The organism is Mesorhizobium sp. W050, assembly GCF_054719535.1.
Map to the genome: position 1 here is coordinate 3,187,518 of NZ_JBTTIH010000001.1, position 20,755 is coordinate 3,208,272.

At 62.0% G+C, this 20,755-nt stretch carries 19 protein-coding genes and 1 pseudogene; 1 reads left to right on the top strand and 19 read right to left on the bottom strand.

The genetic code is table 11. The features are described 5' to 3' along the window. Window positions 1-44: 44 nt before the first annotated feature. From ACYG9Y_RS15460 to ACYG9Y_RS15525, 14 genes are all read right to left on the bottom strand, one after another. Window positions 45-989, bottom strand: coding sequence for a glycosyltransferase (locus tag ACYG9Y_RS15460; protein ID WP_031253300.1), 945 nt, complete (start codon window positions 987-989; stop codon window positions 45-47). Between the two features lie 36 nt (window positions 990-1,025). Then, window positions 1,026-3,035 (bottom strand): pyocin knob domain-containing protein, encoded by a 2,010-nt coding sequence (locus tag ACYG9Y_RS15465; protein ID WP_023739178.1) that lies wholly within the window; start codon window positions 3,033-3,035, stop codon window positions 1,026-1,028. Window positions 3,036-3,145: 110 nt separating this feature from the next. Beyond that, window positions 3,146-3,298, bottom strand: coding sequence for a hypothetical protein (locus tag ACYG9Y_RS15470; RefSeq protein WP_023734801.1), 153 nt, complete (start codon window positions 3,296-3,298; stop codon window positions 3,146-3,148). Between the two features lie 663 nt (window positions 3,299-3,961). Beyond that, a complete protein-coding gene (locus ACYG9Y_RS15475; RefSeq protein WP_156929854.1) occupies window positions 3,962-4,219 on the bottom strand; it encodes a hypothetical protein in 258 nt (85 codons plus the stop codon). A 454-nt stretch (window positions 4,220-4,673) separates the two neighbouring features. Continuing rightward, the gene (locus ACYG9Y_RS15480) at window positions 4,674-4,880 is read right to left on the bottom strand and encodes a hypothetical protein (RefSeq protein WP_023749676.1); all 207 of its coding nucleotides are present in this window, start codon (window positions 4,878-4,880) and stop codon (window positions 4,674-4,676) included. Beyond that, entirely contained in the window at window positions 4,877-5,272 is a 396-nt protein-coding gene (locus ACYG9Y_RS15485; RefSeq protein WP_023735867.1) for an SMI1/KNR4 family protein, read from the bottom strand. The genes ACYG9Y_RS15480 and ACYG9Y_RS15485 overlap by 4 nt, the downstream gene beginning before the upstream one ends. Before the next feature lie 2 nt (window positions 5,273-5,274). Next, window positions 5,275-7,593, bottom strand: coding sequence for a hypothetical protein (locus ACYG9Y_RS15490; protein WP_023739175.1), 2,319 nt, complete (start codon window positions 7,591-7,593; stop codon window positions 5,275-5,277). Further along, window positions 7,594-8,124 carry a hypothetical protein gene (locus tag ACYG9Y_RS15495; protein ID WP_023739174.1) on the bottom strand — a complete coding sequence of 177 codons (531 nt, stop codon included), beginning with the start codon at window positions 8,122-8,124 and terminating at the stop codon, window positions 7,594-7,596. 2 nt (window positions 8,125-8,126) lie between these two features. Continuing rightward, window positions 8,127-8,828: a hypothetical protein gene (locus tag ACYG9Y_RS15500; RefSeq protein ID WP_023739173.1), complete on the bottom strand. Its 702-nt coding sequence runs from the start codon at window positions 8,826-8,828 to the stop codon at window positions 8,127-8,129. A 251-nt stretch (window positions 8,829-9,079) separates the two neighbouring features. Further along, complete coding sequence (locus tag ACYG9Y_RS15505) at window positions 9,080-11,560, bottom strand: phage tail protein (protein WP_023739172.1); 2,481 nt, start codon at window positions 11,558-11,560, stop codon at window positions 9,080-9,082. Next, window positions 11,557-12,159: a phage connector family protein gene (locus ACYG9Y_RS15510; protein ID WP_023739171.1), complete on the bottom strand. Its 603-nt coding sequence runs from the start codon at window positions 12,157-12,159 to the stop codon at window positions 11,557-11,559. Before ACYG9Y_RS15510 ends, ACYG9Y_RS15505 begins: the two co-directional genes overlap by 4 nt. 268 nt (window positions 12,160-12,427) lie before the next feature. Then, a complete protein-coding gene (locus ACYG9Y_RS15515; protein ID WP_023739170.1) occupies window positions 12,428-13,417 on the bottom strand; it encodes a hypothetical protein in 990 nt (329 codons plus the stop codon). A 44-nt stretch (window positions 13,418-13,461) separates the two neighbouring features. Further along, complete coding sequence (locus ACYG9Y_RS15520) at window positions 13,462-14,373, bottom strand: hypothetical protein (protein ID WP_023739169.1); 912 nt, start codon at window positions 14,371-14,373, stop codon at window positions 13,462-13,464. Between the two features lie 266 nt (window positions 14,374-14,639). Continuing rightward, window positions 14,640-15,212 carry a hypothetical protein gene (locus ACYG9Y_RS15525; RefSeq protein WP_023749678.1) on the bottom strand — a complete coding sequence of 191 codons (573 nt, stop codon included), beginning with the start codon at window positions 15,210-15,212 and terminating at the stop codon, window positions 14,640-14,642. A gap of 345 nt (window positions 15,213-15,557) precedes the next feature. Here ACYG9Y_RS15525 and ACYG9Y_RS15530 point away from each other — a divergent pair, with 345 nt between their 5' ends. Continuing rightward, window positions 15,558-15,875, top strand: a complete 318-nt coding sequence (locus ACYG9Y_RS15530) for a YMGG-like glycine zipper-containing protein (protein WP_023739167.1) — start codon at window positions 15,558-15,560, stop codon at window positions 15,873-15,875. Window positions 15,876-16,443: 568 nt separating this feature from the next. On the opposite strand, the gene ACYG9Y_RS15535 is transcribed toward ACYG9Y_RS15530, so the two are convergent. From ACYG9Y_RS15535 to ACYG9Y_RS15555, 5 genes and pseudogenes are all read right to left on the bottom strand, one after another. Continuing rightward, on the bottom strand, window positions 16,444-17,205 hold the full coding sequence (locus ACYG9Y_RS15535) for a phosphoribosyltransferase (protein ID WP_023739166.1): 762 nt from the start codon (window positions 17,203-17,205) through the stop codon (window positions 16,444-16,446). A 132-nt stretch (window positions 17,206-17,337) separates the two neighbouring features. After that, window positions 17,338-17,466 (bottom strand): annotated as a pseudogene (locus ACYG9Y_RS15540) (IS1595 family transposase); the annotation flags it as partial. Window positions 17,467-17,735: 269 nt separating this feature from the next. After that, complete coding sequence (locus ACYG9Y_RS15545; protein WP_023749681.1) at window positions 17,736-18,056, bottom strand: Bbp19 family protein; 321 nt, start codon at window positions 18,054-18,056, stop codon at window positions 17,736-17,738. Next, window positions 18,053-19,846 carry a portal protein gene (locus ACYG9Y_RS15550; protein ID WP_352609127.1) on the bottom strand — a complete coding sequence of 598 codons (1,794 nt, stop codon included), beginning with the start codon at window positions 19,844-19,846 and terminating at the stop codon, window positions 18,053-18,055. The genes ACYG9Y_RS15545 and ACYG9Y_RS15550 overlap by 4 nt, the downstream gene beginning before the upstream one ends. Window positions 19,847-20,058: 212 nt before the next feature. Further along, window positions 20,059-20,745 (bottom strand): acyltransferase family protein, encoded by a 687-nt coding sequence (locus ACYG9Y_RS15555; protein ID WP_023740004.1) that lies wholly within the window; start codon window positions 20,743-20,745, stop codon window positions 20,059-20,061. Window positions 20,746-20,755 lie beyond the last annotated feature (10 nt).

Sequence of the window (20,755 nt, forward strand, 5' to 3'; positions counted from 1 at the left end):
TTCCTCACGGGAGAGGAATTTTGGATGGAGCGGCTAAAGCGGGCTCACGGAAGCACTTCGCCGTCAAGGATGCGTTTATAGAGTTCCAGATAGGCCGTTGCGGCTTTCTGGATCGGAAATCTTTCGGCTGCCGATTCACGGCATGTTCGCGCGGAAATGCTGTTGATCTCATTGAGACCGTGAGCAAACTCGTCATCGGTTTCGAAGAAACGCCCGCTGTCTGCATCGACCGTTTCGGCAAGCGCACCGCACGGAGTGGTCAGCACAGGCGTTCCGCACAGCATTGCTTCGACCGCCGCCATGCCGAACGGCTCTGCCCAGGAGATCGGGTTAAGGAAGGCGTACGCCTCGCCGAGCAATCGGAGCTTTTCCTCGCCATCGACAGTGCCGTGGAAGCGGTAGCGCGGCGATAAGCTCTTGAAGAACAGAGACTCTTTCCGGGTTTGGCTGCGCCCGAGCAACTTCCACCTCGAGCCACCCGCGATATCGAGTTCGAAGTTAAATTTCTTCGCCAGATCGACGGCCCGGTTGAGGCCCTTCCCGGCCCTCGCGATACCGCCCAAAAACAACAGCCGCTCACCTTTCCGATCTGCCAGCCGGTAGGCATCCACAGGGAAACCGTTGTAAACAAACGTTTCTCGATCATGATGATGCGCGTGACTGGCGCTGACGAAGCTGTAATTTTGCCCCTTTCTCGGGGCGTTTGGAACATAGCCGTGCAGAGTGTAAAGCGCACGATACGGGCTTTCTACATCATACCAGCCGTTGAAATGCACGATGTCAGTATTGATAGGGATCGCCCCCAGACATTCCACTACTGACGCGGCCTGCCGGACCTCGCAACGCGGATGGGTGGAGCCCACTCCGGCAATCAGTGTGATTTTATGTCCGAGAGATGCGAGTGCGCTGGCGAGCCAATCGATTTGCCGCTGGGTGCCGCCGTAGCCTCGACAGGGAATTTTGCCTTGCACTGCAATAGTAATATGCATGTTCCAACGTTTAGACCGTTGCTCACATTTCGCAAGCTAGGCCCACGCTCTCAAAACGAGTTTCCAGCTAGCGTTTGTTATGTCGTTAAAACCTGTTCCAGCCTTGTTGAGGACTTTAAGTGCGCCAGCAGCATTACCAATCCGTACATTCAAATTGGTGGCATCTGGCACGATGCTAATAGCTTGAGCGGTCGCATCAGTTGTATTGAGAGATGGGTTAATGGGAATCTCGTCACCAACCGAATACCCCGAATTAGCCGTAGTACATTGAATGAAGGCCGCATAGAGCTTCGGCTTCACCCCCAGCCCATGAGCCAACGTCAGCGACCCGCCGGATGTGATGGTCTGTTGCGGGCTTTCATAAAACTTCTGAAGCAACGCCGTGGACGACTGGACATAGCGTGCATCCTGTTCGGCCTGCGACCATTGCAGCTTGATCCATCCTCCCCAGGCACCGCCAGCCTGCCTGCGCCGCCATAGCTTTTGGTCTGCCGCCGTAGTGTCGTTGACGAAATCATGCACCGTCTGCGTCCGGTAGCCAGTGCTTCCGTGCGCTTCCACAAACCCCAGGAACCAATTTACGCCGTCTGGCGCATTAGCCGCCGCCGAGGCCATATACCAGCCGTTGTCCAGGGCGTTGTTCCAATCGGTGATCGTCTGCGCGACGACACCAAGGTTGGGTCGGCTATCAAGTTTCAGATCAAACCCAGCCTTGACGAACCCCGTTGTAGCCAATTGCGTGGTATTCGTTCCAGGCGCTGCGGTCGGCCCCGTTGGCGTCCCGGTAAATGTCGGGCTGGCCTTCGGCGCCAGGCTGGACACCGCGATCCCACTATCCTTCCCCACCTTGCCCGTGGTGCCCGCGAAAGTGACAATATTGTCGGTTGCCGAAGACGCAGGCCCCAAAAAATCTCCTACTCCCGTCCCGTCGGCGCCTCTGTCGCCGGCACGGTCGAACATCAGCCAGATGCCGTTGGCCACCGTCGGCAAAGTGCCGGCGCCGCTGACATAGGCGAGCGTCAGTTTGCGGTAGCCGCTACCATCCACAACTGCGCCACTGACGTTATAGACATAGTAGATAGCGGTCGAGGCTTTCGAGCGCAGGGTCAACTGGCCCTTGATGGGGTTCGTGCTGTCATCAAAGCCATCGAGGATGCCACTCACGGTGGCGCCGCCGGCATCGAGATTATCGATATAGGCCGCGGTCACCAACGCGGCGCTCGCATTGTTCAGCCGCAAGGTGCCGTTGCCCGGATCGGCGTCGGCTGTGGTCGTGGAAAAGGTGTAGCCGAGCGCCGCCACCGAGGTTGATGCCGCCGCAGCACTGGCCGCCGCATTGGAAGCGGAGGTCGCAGCATTGGTGGCTGAGGTGGAAGCCGCGGTTGCCGAGCCCGAGGCAGCGCTCGCCGAACCGGCTGCAGCTGTAGCCGAGTTGCCTGCGTTGGTGGCGCTGGTCGCCGCGCCCGATGCCGAGCCGGAAGCCGCCGTTGCCGAATTGCCGGCATTGGTGGCGCTGGTCGCGGCTGTTGTGGCGGAGCCGGCGGCGGCCGTGGCCGAACCCGCGGCGGCGCCGGCCGAGGTGCCGGCATTGGTGGCGCTGGTGGCGGCAGCGTTCTTCGAGGTGAGCGCCGCAGCGGCACTGGCGGCAGCAGCGCTGGCCGCGCCCACCGCATCGCCCAGCGTGTCCTCCGACAGGTAAAAGGCGATCGTGACCGCGTCGGTGCCGATCACCGGATCGAGCGTTTCGAAAACATAGACGAAGTCGGCCGAGACCGCGCCCTGCTGAACATGCACCGTCGTGCCCTTCTGCATGGTGCGGCTGGTGCGGGCATCGGCGGCACGGAACCATTGGCCTTCGCTGGCGGTATAAATGCCGTTGTCGCGGGCATCGGTCTGGTTCTTGACCAGCACGCGGTCGCCGACCTCGGCCGGCACGCCGTCGATGGTCTGCAGGCCGTAAAGGGTGATGTTGCCCGTCGTCGCCAGGCGCACGGGTTCGCGTTCGCCGGTCAACAGGCGAACGGCGGCAGTTGCAGGTCGGGCCATAAGGCTTGCTCCATGAAAAAAGCCCCGCGAAAGCGAGGCTTGAAAGAAGTTCCAATTTGGTGCGCGACGATCAGCGCTGTGATGAAGGCCGAAGAGTTAGACGCGGCGCATCACCCCTCCTCAGGGTGCTTGCGCAGGTAGCGCAGCCGCTTGCGCTGCGCAGGCGTCACATAGCCATCCCCGGCCTCGGCCAGAATACGCTCTTCTTCGGTCGGCACTTTCTCCGGTTCAGCCGGCAGCCCAAGCTCGATCCTCAGCGCCATTGCCTCGGCGTCGCCCTCTGCATGACTGTGCGACCGATGTCATCAAAGTCCAGCAAGGGGTAAAAGCTGCGGTGTTCCCAACCCTTGGCATTCCGCTTTTTCTCTTCGTGGAGTTGATTCCATTCTTCCTATTTGGCCAGTAGCTCTGGCCTTTCCGAAGGATCACATGTCTCCAGCCGCCACAACCAGGCTATGGTCGGGTGTTGCCGCCGCTTGTTCAGTTCGATGTCGTCGTCATAGGAAACGTTCCACCGAGAAGTATCTTCCTGCCCATGTTCATTGCGGCGAGCCAAGGCCGCCGTCCCATGCGATTTTCAAGGTGACCGCTGGCCAGCCCTTCAGATGTAAGTGGGCGCCAGCGCAGCGAATCTAATAGACATTGCTGTTCTTCTCAACGGGTCCGTCCATACTGGAGCCACTTTGTCCGCTGGACAAGTATAACCCGGCAGTTCCTCCAACGCCCACGATCAGGCTGTCCAGCTGAATTATGCGTCTCAATGCTTCGGAATTACGGTGACAGTGCACTCTTTTCAATTTGTCAGCTTTAGAGCTTTCGCTCTACCTCGCACTGGTGCGGACCTCTAGAAATACGCTGTCACCGTAATCCATCATTCTCGAAATTTTCATCTACGAACATCTCGGCAAATTTCTGAGGCGAAAGCGTTACTTCGTTGTCGCGAGCGATTTCGAGGTTCCTCGCCCATAGACCCCGGATTTCCGCCGGTATTCCTCGGAAAGATGAACAGATGCGGCAATTGCGCCCTGCCACTGTCCATCGCCGCCATAGAGAGTGTGCAATTTGGGAGCTATCGCCTTCAAGGATTTATCCACCTCTTCGGGCAGCTCACCAATTACCCACAAAACATAAAATTCCAATAGTTTAAGCAGCGGCTTTCCGTCATAGCGCGGGTTATGTTCCACTCTATCTCTCCTATGCGTCATTGATGGCGTATTCGATAAGCCTTTGACAAACCCCCGCTAGGCTAGGTTTTTCTTTTATTGAGGCAAGCCAACCCTCGATGACTTCTCGACGGATATGTATCTCAAGAAAATATTCCAAACCGGCTTCGACGGCCTCCGGTGGCGATCTTCCCGTGTCCAGCCCGGTAGCAACCATCGCATCGGAATCCTCGGTCCAAGGCTCCGACGCATAAATCGTGTCGTACTCGTCAAACTCCGACAGCCTTGCAACTATGTCTATCAGCCTGCCTACTTGCCCCAAAAGAGAAACCCTCCGCCACGATTCGGATGCAAAACCTCCTGGAAGATGGTACCATTATTATGTTGGGATCTAGGGACGAGTTGCTTGCGCCGGCGGTTCGGTGGATTTGCAAATGATCGTCCGACGCTGGTCATGGCTCGTGCTCCTTGCACTCTATTCCCCGTTTCGTCCCGCCTTTTCCAGTGGCGCCTTACGCTGAACTTCGATAGTTCGATTCCAAAAGCGCACCACTTGAAAATGCTCTTGCCTGGTCAACCAGATCTTGTTCTCCATGCTAACTGGATCGCCGCCAACCGCTACCGGTTTGATCTCGAACAATTCCATGCCTTTGGAACGCGAATCTGTACCTTGGACGCTCATTTCAAGTCCTCCAACGCAGCGAATAGACCGGCGAGGTCACGCGCTATCGTCTCGGCGGATTGCCGTTCCATAAATATGAATGGGATGCGCACGATCGGCATTTCCACATCGTGGGTGTCGAAGCCATAGGCTTCCCCTCCTCCATTCGACGCAAACAAGAGGATGCCTGGTGCGTATTTCTCAACCTCATATTCTCGATTGAAGTCTACCAACTCTTCAGCCTTGAAAAAAATTATATAGCTGTCGCCGATGAAGCCTTCACCTCCATTGTGCTCCCTAAGGAAATTGGCGTAATCCTTCGGCAACGTCACTCCCAGGCTTGCGGGCAGGCCATCGACAACTGCAGCTTGAGCCGGTGGGTCGAAACGTCCCTTAGTTAGTGCATATCCCACTGCTATTCTCCAATGTCTTTTAGTAATTTGTTCCACCAGGGCGTAACCTGCTGCTGATGAACTTCTCGGGGCAGAATGACCTTGTTGGACGGATCGGTCGGACTCCCGCCAAACTTCACTGGCTTAATTTCATGCACATCCACGGGCTGGCCGACAAGGCCTCGCTCTTGGCGGATAATGCGATTGGCCTTATCAGCCGCTTTTCTAGCAGCTTTTTGCTGTGTACCTTCTAGCCGTATGAATAATCCATCTGGCTTGGGCACAACCGCTATCGGATAATCTGCCCAATCTGACATTGAGAAACTGCCCGAGGGGAGATCGAGAGCGACGGCCGGGTGTCCGCTGCCACCTTCGACGAGTCCCGCGCCTTCCTTAGACAACTCACCGGGAAGCTCTTTGGCGATGAGACCTTCGGCGCGCCCCGACGCCATGGCACTCAACGGCTCAAGTGTGCGAGGTATCCCTTTCGCGGCAACAGCAGCTCGCCCAATGCCCGGCCCAGGTATCGCCCAGCTCAATGCGTCATTTCCCTGACGCATCATCACCTTCTCGGCATTGTTCGAAGGCTCGAAGTAGCCTTGGCTGAAATCGGGAGGATCGCTTGTTCCAAGGGAAGCCCCGTAGCCAATCCCCTTCATCAATTTGCCTGCGAATATCCCCGCATTCGCACCTGCCTTGCCAAGGCCTCTGGCCTCCGATCGAAATACCTCGATCGCCGAAAGGCCAGGCTTGCCGCCAGGAAGAATCCCGCCCAGGCCGGCCTCATCCAATTCCCGAACCAAAGCTGCTCGTGCGACAGGACCCTTCGTGCGCGCGAACAACTCGCTCGCCTTCGCGTAGTTGTCCATGAAGTACATGGCTCCGCTGTCGCGCTGCTCGGCAAGCTTGAGGAGAAAAGAGAACGGCACGGGTTGGAGATTTTCATCAGCGATGCCCAATGCATTTTGCTGGGCGACAGACAAGGCTAGTGTTTTGTCGTAAGTATCTTGGTCGAAAGCCTCTGAATCAGAGGGCCCAGTGCCAAATACGGCTTTCCAACCCTCCGAGATTTCTGAAGACAATCCATCGACATAGTCACCTGGATAGGCTCGCCTCCTTTCCAGGACCAGATTTGCCGCGGCAGCGGTTGAATCGTGGCCCGCCTGATCCGCCGGTGAAGCGTTCGGCCCCGGTTCGGCACTGACAACGGCGGCATTGATCTCCTGGTTCGACATGGTCGCCATGTCGAAAATCTTCTTGCCGACATTGGTACGCCATTCGAGACCCTGCCGGCGCCTGTCGCCCTCATCGAGGCCATAGATGGTCCTGTAGGCGTCCTTGCCCGGCATTGCGCCGGAGTAGGCGCCCGTGCGTGCTATCTCGTCCGGCGCTTCCCTCTCGGCGCGACCGATCTCGACGCGCGTCTGGATGTCCTGCCTGAATTTTGCGACCTTTGCCTTTAAGGCCAGCGCATCCTGTTCCTCCTGCGGAAGATCGTCCCTGAACGCCTGCGCGATGCGGTCATCCGGCGTCTGCGTGCCGACGCGGTCTTCTTTCCCGGGCGCCATCCTTGGGCCGTCCACAAAGGAGTTGCCCGCAGCCTGCGCGCTATCGCCAGCGGTCTCGCCGCCGGCGGCCGCTGCGCCGCCGAACATTTCCAGCGCGCGCTTCGGGTCCGTGGCGATCATCGCCTGAACCAGCGCCTTGGCCGAGTTGGTGCGCCAGGCGGCTTCCGCCGCTTGCCTGGCAAGCGGGTTGCCGATCTTGGCGATCAGGTCGAGCCCGCTCTGCCGGATCGCCTCGAAGTTCGCGGTGTCGTTCGGGTCGCCTTTTGCTATGGCGATGGCATTGGTCGTCAGCGTCGTGTCGACGGTGGCCTTCTCGTAGTCGTCGCGTTTGGTCTTTTGCCGCAGCGCCATGCGGTATGCGCCAACGACGCGCTTGTTTTCCTTCTGGCCTGCGAAAGCGGCGCGCTGGCTTTCGGGCATCGTCCGTTTCGCATCGTCGAACAGCGTATCGTACAGGCCTGGTTTCACCACCCGGCCGGCGCGCAGGTCGACCTCGCCATACATGGCTTCATGCATGCCTGCGCCATCCGCCGGCGCGTTCGCCGCCACTTCATCTTCGGCCTGCGCGATCCGCGCGTCGAAGCCGCGACGCGCCAGCTCGGCGTCGAACGCGTCCTGCTGGTCCTTCATCTGCTGGTAGCGTTCGGCAAGAGCGGAAACGTGGTCGCCGAAACCTTGCATGGCGCCGCCGATCGGCGACCCCTGGGGATATTGCACGGCGTTGCCGGTATCGAGCCGGCGCTGGCCGACGGAAAGGGGGATGATGTGTACCATCTACGTGTTCCCCGCCCACGGAGCCCTGAGGGCCGCACTGCCGAAGATCACGGAGCGGCCCGGCACAGCGGCGGCCGCAGCGCTTGACGCTGCCGCTTTCGTCGGGTCGTAGATTTTGGAGAGGCCGCCAACGAGCGCGCTGCCGGCGTTGAAGATTGACGCCGTCACCGCCTGCTTGCCCTGGAAGCGCGAGATGGCGGCTTGGCTGTTGAGATTGTTCTGGCGCAGCTTCGAGCCGTACAGCAGCGCGCCGAGATCCGCCTGGCCCTGCCTGGCATTCGCCGCCAGCACCTCGGTCGGCGAGCCGGCTATGCCGACGCCGGACGCGCCGGCCTGGGCGCGCGCCTGCGCCTGCAGCAGGTCCTGCTTGTGGCGCTCCTGGCCTTGCTCGAAGGCGGCGGCTTGAGCATCCGCCTGCGCCTGCTGCTCATAGGCCTTGGCCTGATAGTCGGCCATCTGCTTCGGCTGCTGGCCCTCGGCCAGCGCGCCGCCGACGGAAAGAACGGTGCCGAGAAGGGCAAGTGTGCACATGGTCAGCCTCGTTCGCCCAGGGGTTTGATTGCAGGAATGGGTTTTCTCGCGGGAATGGGTTTGATTGCGGGAATGAACTTGCTTTTGACGCCGGCGACCGGCGCGCCAAGCTGCGGGCGCGGGTCGAGTGGACCGCCGGCAGCGAGCAGGGACAAAAGCAGCCGGTCGACCTGCAGCCCGGCGCGGCTGAGGCGAGCGGGTGCGGCTGCCCGTGCGCCGGCCATGGCGGCGCGGCGGGCAGCGGTGAGGTTTATCTTCAGCTCGGCGACGCTGGCGGCGTCGAACAGGCCATTGGCGGTGGCGATGGCACGGACGAGCGCATCGGCCTCGAACAGTTCCTGGCGCAGCAGCTCGACCAGCCGGGCAGCGTTGCGCCAGCGCTCGGTCAGGGTGGCGGCTTTGGCCGCAATCTCGTCGCCAAGAGCGGCAATGTCGGCGCGGGCTTCGCTCTCGGCGGCGTCGATGCGGCGCGTGTCGGCGACGCAGATGGTTTTTTCCAGCAAGGTGATGACGTCGTTGCAGGCATCGAGCGCGGCGCGCGCCGCGGCCAGGTCGCCGTCGCCAAAGACGGCCCGGTCCTCGGCCTGCTCCAGCGCGCGCCTGCGGACGACGGCGTCGTTAATGTCGGTGTCGAGCAAGGCGATGACGGCCGCGAAATCGGCAGCCGTCCGCGCCTTGCCGAGGGTCTCGGCATGGGGGGTCATTGGGGTGGGTTCCTTGGTGGGAATGGTGCGAGAATGGTGACGTCGGCGGGACAGCACCCCCCTCTGTCCTGCCGGACATCTCCCCCGCATGGGGGGAGATTGGCAGCTCGAGCAGGCTCGCCAGTCTTGCTACGTCAGCGATTAGCGAAGGCAAAGATGCCGTTGATCTCCCCCCTTGCGGGGGAGATGGCCGGCAGGCCAGAGGGGGGTGGGCGGGAACTCGGCGTTGACTATTGCCGCATCAAATTTTTCTACGGCTCGGCGTCGAATACCGGCGTAAACGCCCGGATCGTGCAGGGCGTCGGGTTGAGGTGGCGGATGCGGACCCTGCCCTGCCCTTCCCAGCTGTCGTCGACCGGTACATCGACATTGCCGGTGTAGAGTTTCGCATTGCCGTCGGGTGCGACGATGCTCGGCATGCGCACGCTCTCCCAGCGGCCGCGGAGGAAGGACTGCACCTGCAGCCCGGTGGTGTCGGTCTCGAGCAGCGACAGGATGACTTTCGCCACCTTCTTGCGGCGGCCGATGACGGAACCGTCCTGGCCGCCGACGTCGAGTTCCAGCGTGTTGGCCTCGGACTGGAAGGGCAGCCCGACCTGCCACTTCCCAGCTGTGGCGCCGGCGGGCAGCGCCACCTGGCCGGAGGCAACCGGCAGGCCGCGATAGACCTTGCCGCCGGCCAGCACGTCGACCAGCTGGCCGTTGAGATGGCCGAGCCCGGAGACGACGTTGACGGGTGCACCCGAATAGGTCAGTCCGCAATCGACCTGAAAGGCATCCTCCAGCATGCCGTATTCGAATGGCGTGGTCATGATTTCGATGTAGCGCCTGGTCACCCCGCCAATGGTGCGCTTGACGATCAGCCAGATGTCGTCGACGCCGTTCTGGCCAGGCGTCACCACGGCGCTTTCAACGACCGCCCAAGTGGGTTGACCGGGGGCGGATCCAGCGAAGCTGCCGCCGAAGCGATGGCGGTGCATGCCGCGAACCTCCTGGCTCGGCTGGTGGGTGTAGCCGCCAAGTTCGCCATTTTCGAGCGGGAACCACAGCATCGGGTCGGGGTCGGTCTGGAAGGCGAGTTCGACCACGCCTTGCTTGGGGATATGTTCCGAGATCTGGCCGATGTCATCGGAGGTGAATTTGGCTGTAGAACTCTGCGTCAGCTCGGCAATCGATTTGCGCGAGCGGGTGACATAGAGGAAGGACTGCCCGGCATCGACCGGGCGGATGCGGGCGCAGCCAAAGGTGCGCGAACGGCGGTTCTTGAACGAGGACGGGGTGAGTGCCTCGTCGATGCCGGAGCCGGACAGTGCCCTGATACCGCCCGACGTGCCGATCAGCAGCGCACCATCGGAATCGGCGATCCAGACGATGTCGTTGGCCTGGCCGCCGCCGGCCTGGACGAATTCCAGCGCGTCGTCATCTTTCTCGCCGAGCGCGAAATTGTCGAAGTCGCCGGTCGCCGATGCATAGACCGAGAATTTTCGACTGAAGGCCAACCGCTCCTCATAGAGCGAGCCCGCCTCGACATATTTTCCGGGCACGAAGGTACCAAGCCGCCAGCGACTGATCGGACTGAGATCCGGCAAGGCATGGCCATACAGACGAACGGTAACGACTGTCGCGCTCGTGCGTGCTGCAATCTTGGCCCAGCGCCACCGCCCATCCGAACCGAGCAGCCGGATGGCGCGGCCAATATCCGATGTCTGGAACCCGGTATCATCGTTGATACCGGTGATCGATGACGCCGTCAGATTGAACGGCGTCATCAGGTCGCCGTCCTCGTTCGGCGCCCATTCGGCGAGGTCGGTTCTGGTACTGTCAGAGCCGCCGCCACCGTCCATGTCCATGCGCAGATATTCAAAGGCGGCCTTGTTGAAGAATTCGAAGAACCGGCGCTCGGAGTTACCCCAGCCTATCTGGCCAATCCGCGAGTCGATGGTTGTCCATGTCGATCCGTCGTTCGAGCCCTGGATTTCCCATTGCGTCGGCATATTTTCTGCTTCCGATGCGCTGTTCATGGCTTGCACCCAGTAGGCGTCGCAAACCTTCTGCGCTCCGCTCGCCTGCCGATATTGGACCCAGCCATTGGTGCCGGCACCGATCTCCGCACCTGTTCTGCTGTCCTTGTCGAAAATCGCCCACGCTGACGCGGAACCGTTGCTGGCCAAAGCCGTTCCGGCCGGAGCCGTCAAGCCTGTCATCTTCGGCACGTACGAGCCGTAACTGGCCGGCGTCATCGTGGTGCCGGTCGTGTTGATTGGATCGTAAGGGCCGTCGAGGAACTCGTAACCTGCCAGCGTCCATGTCGTGTGGGCGGTGCGGGTCAGCACTTTGGGCGCATAGTTCTTGTGGGTGATCCACATCTGGTCGGCTGACTGGACATAGGCGAGGTCGAACAAATCGGCCTCCAGATAGGGCGAGGCCACCTCGACCGTGCCGACGCGGGCGCCATAGGCATAGACGCGGATATAGAGGTCGCCGAACTCCAGGCAGTAGGCCTGCTCGGAGGAGAAGATGAAGGGGATGGCGCGCGTCTTCCTGGCCGAATTCTTCACCTCGTTGACGAAATAGCTGCCGCCGCGGGCGCGGATACCGCCATGCGGCAACGTGACGAAGTTCTCACATTTGGACAGCGCCGCACGATAGAGATCGAGTGAGGCGCGTGCGTGCAGGCGCGGGCTGATTTCGCCACGGGTGAAAACGTCCTGGATAGGGTAGAGCGCGGTCATCGGGCAGACACCCTGAAGTCGCCGCGCTGCTGCGCCCAGGATGAGGTGTAGAGCCGACCGCCGCGCTGGATGGCGTTGGCGGCAAAGGCCGCGTCCAGCGCCCGGTCATAGGCGGAGCGGGCGATGTCGATCATGCCCGCCTTGTGCGTCAAGGGATGCGCGATCTTGATGGCGAGGGCTGCCACCAGCACTTCGGTGAACAGCGCGTCCCAGTCGTTCGGGTCGGTGAGGTTGGCGATGTAACGGATGATCAATGGACCGGACCGGTCGCAGTAGATCAGCCCGGCTTCCTGGCGCCAGGAGATCGGTACGCCGTCCGGCTCGCCATTTGCCGTCAGCGGCAGCGGCCGCAGGCAATCGGCGGGCAGTTCATAGGCGAAGTTCAAGGTGCAATTGCCGCTGCCGGTGTCGGCGCCGGCGACGCTGGCGGCAAGGATGGCGAACACCCAGACGTGCCTGGCGAGTTCGGCTTCCCGCGTCAGGTCGAAATGCAGGTTGAGCAGGCGCGCCGCCTTGACGTCCTGGTCGAGACTGTCGATCGGCGCCTCGTCGAGGACGGCGAGCGCCATATTGGCGATGTCGAGCGGGGTGATGGCCATGGATCAGCGCCTCGTGGATGGTGGTTGATTGGGCAAGGGCATATGGCGGAGCGCCAATCTCCCCCCTTGCGGGGGAGATGGCCGGCAGGCCAGAGGGGGGTGCTGTCCCGCCGACCTGACGTAATTTGGAGAAGCGGTTGTGGGTTGAAGGGGGTTGAAAGGGACCGGAAGTTGGCGGTCCTTCACACCCCCCTCTGTCCTGCCGGACATCTCCCCCGCAAGGGGGGAGATCAGCAGTTTCGGCGACCCGCTGGCCGGACGAAAGGTACTACGCCTCGGTCGTTTTCAGCGCGATGAACGTCATGCTCTTGACGCTGGAGGCCGTACGGTCCCAGTTTGCCGCCAGCGCGAGTTCGGCGTCGGTGGCGAACTCGCCGGCCGAAGACGCGTCGAGGAAACGGGTGCCGGGCACGTGCGGGACGAAGTGCCTGCGGCCGACCATCTCGGTGACGCCGCCGCCATGGCCCTGGCGCGGCTTGCGGTCGAACTCCAGCGGGCCGCCTTCCGTGTTGACCGGAAGCTCGTTCCACAGGATCGCCTTGTCCTTGAACATGAAGGCGGTGTAGACGCCGGCCGCGACCGGAATGTCGTCATCGACCACGCAGCGCAGCCCCATGTAGTAGGGGATGAGCGGCCCGCCCTGCTCTGACGACGGGACATAGTCGATGAGATCGGCGAGCTTCAGTGCCTTCATCTGCTTGGAGTGCATCCAGATCGTCTTGAACTTGTCAGCGCGGTCGCCCATCAGATAGGCGGCCTCGATGATGTCGGTGTCGACGATGGAGGCGCCGGTGACGCGCACCAGGTCGCTGCCGTCATTGGCGATGTTGTCGGCGACGACCCCTTTCAGGATGCCGAGCAGGGTCAGCTTGTTGGCGCGCTGCCAGTACTCGGTCTGACGCTTGACGATCAGCTTCTGCGGGTCGTCGCCGGCCAGGATCGAGGTCAGGTCCGGCACCCCCCAGGCCTGGGCGCGGACGTTGCGGGCGGCGACCTCGCGGCGGGCGCCGATCTTCTTCATCTCGATGGAATCGGCCGGATCGTCATTGACCGGTTCGGACGGATCGTTGCCGAGATCCTTCCAGCCGGGCATGTCGACCGAGCGGCCGCCCATCGACAGCTTGGCGGTGATGGCCGGGTCGTTGAAGAGGATGCCGGCCTGGAAGATTTCCAGCGACTGGACGTGCTCCTCGAACGAGTACTGGGCATAAACGGACGGAACGATCGCGTCCGCGATACGGGTATAGGCGTCTGCCATTTTTCACTTCCTTTGAGGTTGATGTGGCTGTGGGTAGCTCGGGATCAGAGGGGGTTGTTCGGCATCCATAGATTCGGGTTTTCGCCCGCTTCCCGCGCGAGCCGCCGGGCGCGGGCGGGGTCGCTTTTGACAAGGGCTGAAATGGCCGAAATGTTGCGGTCGCCGGCGGCGTTGCGCTTGAACGGATTGCCACCGCTCACAGCCGCGCCGCCGTCGATCGTGTCTTCCCGGAACATCGCCTCGCCGACGGCATGGAACGCCTTCGCGATCTGCGGATCGGTCAATGCGCCGTCCGGCAGAAGGATGCCCTTGGCCTTATACGCGTCGACCAGTCCGAGCTTCTTCATCGCCCGGTTGGCAACTTCCAGCTTCTGGCGAAAGCCATCGCTGTCGGTCGGTCCCCAGTCGCGCACGAGATCGTCATGCGTGGCCTCGACCGAGCGGGCAAGCGCGATGTCCTGGCGCGCGGCCTGCTCGGCCATGTAGCCGACGAAGCGGTCGTGATAGGCCTGCGCCACTTTGGGCGTGGCGCCGGCCTCGACTGCCCAGGCCTTGGACGCCTGGGCAAGCTCGTCCGAATAAGCGAAGTTTTCAGGCAGGCCGTCGGGCCGCCTGTACTCGACCTTGTCGGGCGATGTCAGCGGACGCATGGTCTCGGGCAGCCGGGCATGAAATTTCTGCCAGTCTTCCGGGGATGCGTCGGGTGCTGGAACGCGCAGGCTTTCACCCTGCTGCCGTTCCAGCTCCGCATAGGAATTGAAAACCCGATCGAGGTTTTCGGCCTTGGTCCAGCCCTTGGTTTCAGCGAGCTTGCGGTTGCCTTCGGAAAGACCGTCAAACCAACTTTTGGCCGGAGGCGCGGCGGACCCGTTGTCCCCGCCAGCCGGTGGCCGTACTGGGTTGCCCGCCGGCTGCGCACGCGCCGCCACGGACCCGGAATCTGCCAGATCTGTCATGAGTGGATTCCTTCTTTTCTCCTTCTCCCCCTGTGGGAGAAGGTGGATCGGCGCGCAGCGCCGAGACGGTTGAGGGGTGCTGGAAGAAATGAGGCGTGGGTGAGCTGCTGATCTCCCCCCTCGAGGGGAGATGGCCGGCAGGCCAGAGGGGGTCGCCTCGCGTGGAGCGCCGACCTCCTCCGTCGCAAAAGGGGGTCGCATCCGGTCGCACCGACCCCCTCTGTCGCCTTCGGCGACATCTCCCCCTCAAGGGGGGAGATTAGCGGCTACGCGTTGTCGCCCCAGTTTTCCCACAGCAGCGTGATCGTGCCCGTCACGGCAATCGTCCCGTCGGCATCGATATCCGTGCCGGTCGCAAACGCCAGGTTGAGGTAAAGGTCCACCGGCGTCACCGTGCCATCCAATGTTGCGGCTGCCGCGACATCCGCGGTCGAGGCAGTCGATAGCGCGGCGCCCACGCCATCCAGCGTGCGAGCGGTCGAGGCCAGCACATTGACCATGGTGCCAGCAAGCGTGGCGCTCGATGCTGCCACTGAACCCAGCGACCAGGTCAGCGCCGCATTGTCGTTGATGGTCGCCGCGCGGGTGCTCAGCACCGCAAATTGCAATCGTGCCGTGCCGCCCTTGATGCGCACCTTGCCGTCGGCGAAATCGAAAAGCTTCTGGCTGGCATAGGCCAGCGCGTCAGCGACCGGCACCTGCATGCCGGCAAGGGTGAACACGGTGCGGTACGATCCGCCCTGCCCTGTGGTGACGGCCTTGAGGCCGAATTTGGGCGGGGCAAGTCCAGCCTCGCGAGCGGCGGCGCGCGACAGCGTCCGGGGAAGACCTCGGGTCATTGGTATCTCCATTCTTGGGGGGGTGAGGAGTGGTGCGCGCAGCGCACGGAAAGCCAATTGCTTGGCTTTCCGAACGACGAACGCCCGAAGCGACAGCGAAGGGCCGGATCAGTCCACTGCTGGTATCCAGCAGTCAGGCGGCACAGCGGCCTCGGAACTCAATTCATGCAACAGCGCTATCGCCCCGTTCGCGCAAGGCGTTTCCGCTTTGGCGACCATCATCTTCAAGGGCTGAGAAACCATGTCGCATTTCGTGAGCGGGCGTGCCGCCGTTTGGCCGCAATGCGCCAGCAACTGGCAACCATTCGCTCCAATCCGCGTTTGGGGCTTCAAAGGAGTTCCAAGATGATCATCAGACAAGCCATTGCCGCCGTGCTCATGACTGCCGCTCTGGCAGGCTGCGCGACCCAGACCGAACAGCAGCAGAGGGCGACCAACGGCGCGCTCATCGGCGGCGGCGTCGGCGCGCTCGCCGGCCAGGCGCTGGGCGGCAACACCAAGAGCACGGTGATCGGCGCCGCCGGCGGCGCCCTGCTCGGCGCCGTCATCGGCCAGGCCACCACGCCGCAGCGCCGCGGCGAACAGCTCTGCCGCTACCAGGACCGCTATGGCCGCATCTACACCGCGCCCTGCGACGACCGGTATTACAACAACGATTATTGAGGACGGGCTTCCCCTTCTCCTCGTTCAACGGGGAGAAGGTGCCCGAAGGGCGGTTGAGGGGCGGCGCCACCATCTGAAAAGCTGGCGTTGCCGAAGCTCAATCCGCGAAATTGCGGTCTTATGTAGCAAACGCACCAACATTCCGACTGCCGCTACCTGGTGGCTTCACATAAAATCCGGGAATGCCAAGAGCTGCCCCCATCGTTCGCTCGACCCGATACGAACACGCGATAAACACGCTTGTGGCGAATCGCGCGGAGGTCGCGCCATTGCGGCGGCAGCCCTGCCGCTTCCGGAAAGGCGAGCTTTACGGATAATCCTGAAGTGCGAGGCGGAAGGCAGCAAGGAGACGGCCCAGCGCATTGTTCAACTGAGGGGCTGGGAGCCGTCGCTAGTCGAGCGGATCAGGCAGTGCGTCAATACCGCGAAGGTGCGGCGAAAGCGGAAGGCCAAGGAGACAGAGCGCGTCGAGAGACGAGTTTAGACGTTAGCGCCCGCTTTGCGTGCCGCTAAGATTCGGGGGTTAACCTTGTGGCCACGCGCGGCGCGGATTTTAAGCGCAGAATCGCTATTCGCCTTTAGCTGCTGCCGCAGCGAGGCGATCTCTGAGTCGTTGAAATGGGCTGGCCCCATCGGAGCTTGGGTTTCTTTTTGGCCAGTCGGCCAGAAATGTTCCTTCACTCTCTGTAAGACACCGAATGTCATGGCCAATTTCCTCTATCCAGAGGGACGAAATGTCCACAGAATAAGTCGACTTAAGCACATCAACCGTATTCCCAGCAATGGGAAAACGACAGTGTAGGCCGTCATTGGTTGATAAAGCTGTAACTGCCGCGATGGTTCCACCCTTCGAAAGGATGTAGTTCCGCAGCGTCGCCAACGTGCCGCCAAGGGTACAATTGTCGTCGGCCAAGACATAGGTGCAATCTTGTCGCACCTCTCCCGCGAAGGCTGGTTGCCACAAAAACCGTGGGAACCGCTTCAATTTCGTGCGACCCGGACGCGCCGTTTCGATGATCTGGTCATCGATGGGGCAGTCCATTTCTTGGGCGAGATATGCGGCGTAGGCAAATGGAAGCGCATTTGTCGGGCGAAGGGCATTTCCTCCTTCGTCCATATCGTGAGGATCATATTCCGGGTGAGGAATCACTATCCGAGCGGGTTTCTTCTTGGCGAGAACAAGATCAATTATCTGCTCAACCACAGTCTGACGCACGCATTGGTCGACCAAATCAGCGGCGGCGCTTTCGTCAAACTGCTTCTTGGCGCGCTCGTATATCTCTGTCCCTCTAGCCGCCTCCTTTGCCGATTTTTTATAGGTTCCCTTCAACTCGCTCCATCGACAGTGCGAAAGAATGAGCTGTGGGTCATCTGCCTGCCAAGGTAGACGGGGATGCCGGCCAATTTTGCTATTCACGCGGGCACATTCAGCAGAATCTCAACAATCGCCTCTTCTGCAATACTATTCCGCTCTTTGCCAGTACCCAGCCCATACGCGGCTAACAGAATGATTGAGCGCACCACCAAGCAATGCGAAGGCATTGCCGCCATTCGACTGGCGACGGTGATCTTCCAGCCATGCGGCGTGATTGGTTGAAGTAGCGGTGCGAAACGAGCAATGGTCGAGGAAGGGATGAAAAAGAATGATCCCGGCCGGATCTAAAGGCCAGAAACGGCCAGCCGAGGGGATCGGCATGCCGTCTGCGACATGTGCATTTGTGGCCAGGTCCGGAGGCATATCCCGAAATATTGCCTGGAGCAGCTGCAATCACGGCAAACGCTAGCGGGACAGCGCCCCCCCTCTGTCCTGCCGGACATCTCCCCCACACGGGGGGAGATTGGCAGCTTTGCGGATGCCGCCTACCCTTCCGCCCGTGCCGCCTTCTCCAGCGCAGCCAGCTGCGTCTCGTCCAACGTCAGAAATCCCATAATGTGCTGCACCACTTCAGCCCGCGCATTGCTGAGCGCGCTGTGCAGTTCGAAGCCGTTCGGCGTTCTGGTCCTGGCCATCCACTCGCCATAGGACGGGCGGCGATAGTAGCCGACGGTTGCTGCGAGGTCGGCCAGCACCATTTCGCCGTCCTCGCCGGAGAAGACCCTGAGATAGGCCTTGGTCAGCGCGTCGCGCGCCTTGGCGGGACCGCCCGTCTGGCCGGCTCGGGCGAAGCGTTTGGCGCTCATGCTCCCTGCTCCCGCGCGGCCGGCACGGCCGTCGCTTGCCCGCCGGCGCCCGGCGCGGCCGATCCGGCCGTCGCCTCTCCGCCGCCGCCCGCCTGCTGCATCAATGCGTCGAGCAACCCGCTGTCGCGCGCCTGCACCGCTGCCGGCACCGCGTCCTTGGCGACCTTGCCGGCGGAGGCGATCGCCGCCATGCCGGCCTGGGCTTGTTGGGCCTGTGCTCTTGCTCCACGCAGACCTTCCACCTCCTCCTTGCGGCGAAAGATGCGCTGCGGGCTGCGGCCGGCGCTCTGCACGATCTTCAGCGCTTCGTCGCCGTCGATATTGTCCATGATGCCGGGATCGAACTGCGCCATCTGCATGGCCGTCGTCACCACCTGGATGGTGTCGCGCGCCTCGGCCGAGCGGCGCAGCACATCGAGCGGGCCGGTGAAGGTCGGCCGTACCGACTTGCCGGCGAGGCTTTCCGGCGGCGCGAAGCGGCTGTCCTCGTCATAAAGGCCCTTGTCTTCCAGAATGCCGAGTTCGCGGTCGAGATTGCTGGCAAAGCCGGCCTGGATGATCGAACCCGAGGGGCCGAGCAGCGCGCCCTTCTCCTCTTGGCGGATCAAGGCTTCGGTCGCCGTCATCTGCGGGTTCTGCACCAGCGTCTGGAACAAATTGACGAACATCATGTCGCGGATTTCTTCTGCCCGGCTCGCCGCGTAGTTGAAGGCATAGGTCGGGTTCTGCCCGGTCGCGATCGGCTGAATCAGCGGCCTTCCATTGTCGTCGATGAGGCCGGGATAATTCTCACCGGGGTTGAGCACCGGGACATAATCGAGCCTGGCCTTGGACGCCGTGGCCGGATCGGTGATCTGCTGCAGGGCGCGAAGGCCCGAGCGGCGCACCGCGTTCTCCTCGCGAACCGTCGTCAGCGCCTCGATAGCAGGCGAAATGCCATAGGGGTCGCCCTCATAGCGGCGCCAGTTGAAGGTCGACACCGGGAAGGACCGAAAACCGCTCTCCCTGACGATCTCCTCCTCGTCCTCGATGACGTGATAGGAGGCAAAGGCCGTGTCGAGATACTGATAGTCGCCGGAAAGCCGGTACATCTTGCGCTCGTCGCGCGGCTGGATGCACTGGATCAGCAAGATTTTCGTCTCGCATTTGGCGGGATCGTCGACCAGCATCTTGATCCGCGCCGGCATTTTTTCGTAGCCGAGCAGCTGCGCCGCCTGTCTTGCCGTGCGCTCGTAGCGGCGGTGGAAAATGTCGACCTGGCCCCAGCGGTTGCGGGCGAGATAGCCCTCGACCACGGGGATCGAGGCATAGCGGATCAGCGTGCCGCCAAAGCCTTCTTCGGCATAGAGATAGGCCGGGCCATAACGCACGACATTGCGCAGGCAGGCTTGCGTGGCCGGCACGAAATTGGAGTTGGCGGAATAGCGCAGCGCAAACAGGAAGTCGCGCAAGCCTTCCGCCCATTCCTTCTCCTCGTCGGTCTCCTCGTCATTCATTTCTGCGGTGGTCAGCCCGTGCCATTTTTCCGACTGCGGGATGATCAGGCTTTCGAGCCCGGCGGCGAGGCGATTGGCGGCCGAGTTGATGGTGTTGGCATAGACGCGGGCGCCGCGCCGCTCCTGCCGCTCGGCCTGCGAATCCGGTCCGCCGCTCCTGCGGCCGCTCCAGACATCGGGCGCATCGGGATCGCAGAATTCCGCCACCTGCTCCCACACCGCCTCGTACTGAGAGCGCTCGGTCTCGAGCTCGGATTGGCGGGACAGGATATCGCGGGCACGGGAATCGGTCATGAGGGGCTCGCTGGGTAGGATGTGAATGGACGGCGAAGCGGCGCTTCTCCCCACTTGAGGGGGAGATGGCCGGCAGGCCAGAGGGGGTCGCCGCGCGTAGAGCGCTAGCCTCATCTGTCGGTGGCGGGAGGTCGCGTCCGGTCGCACCGACCCCCTCTGTCGCCTTCGGCGACATTTCCCCCTCGAGGGGGGAGATCGGCAGCGTCAGCCGACTACGCGCTGCGCTTGATGCCCTCGAGCACCGGCGCCGTTTTCCGGCCAAAGCGCTGGACGACGAAGCGGCCCGCCTTCTGGCCGGGGACCTCGATCAGAGTGTAGGTGATCCAGGACAGCAACGTCACCGTCGGCAGCACAACGGCAACGACGATGGCGAAGCGCAGCGGCGCCGACAATTCGTGGCCGAACTCACTGATGACGAACGCCGCGACGGGCTGCAGCACCAGCAGATGGATCAGGTAGATGCTGAAGGAAAGCTCGCCCATCAGGTGGAAGAACCGGTTGCTGAGCGTCACGGCGATCGCTCGCGCCAGCGTTCCCGCCCTTCCAGGCAGCATGCGGTAGAGAACTAGCGCAAAGAAGCCCGCCACCAGCGCTTCACGCACCAGAAGCTTGCCCAGCCCCTGGTCGCCGCCAAAGGGCAGCGCCGCCAGCAGCAGCGCCAGTGCCAAGTACAGGATAGATCGCGGCTGGCTCTGATGCACGACTCCGGCCAGCAGCATCCCGCACAGGAATATCTGCATCTTCAGCGGCAGAAAGGACGGCATCGGAAAATGGATCGACAACAGCCGCATCGCAAACACGATGACGCAGCCGATCGCCGCGACCACAAGGGCGCTCCTGATCCAGTCCAGCCTGCGAACCAGCAGCATGACGGCCGGGAACACGGCATAGAACTGCATCTCCAGCCCC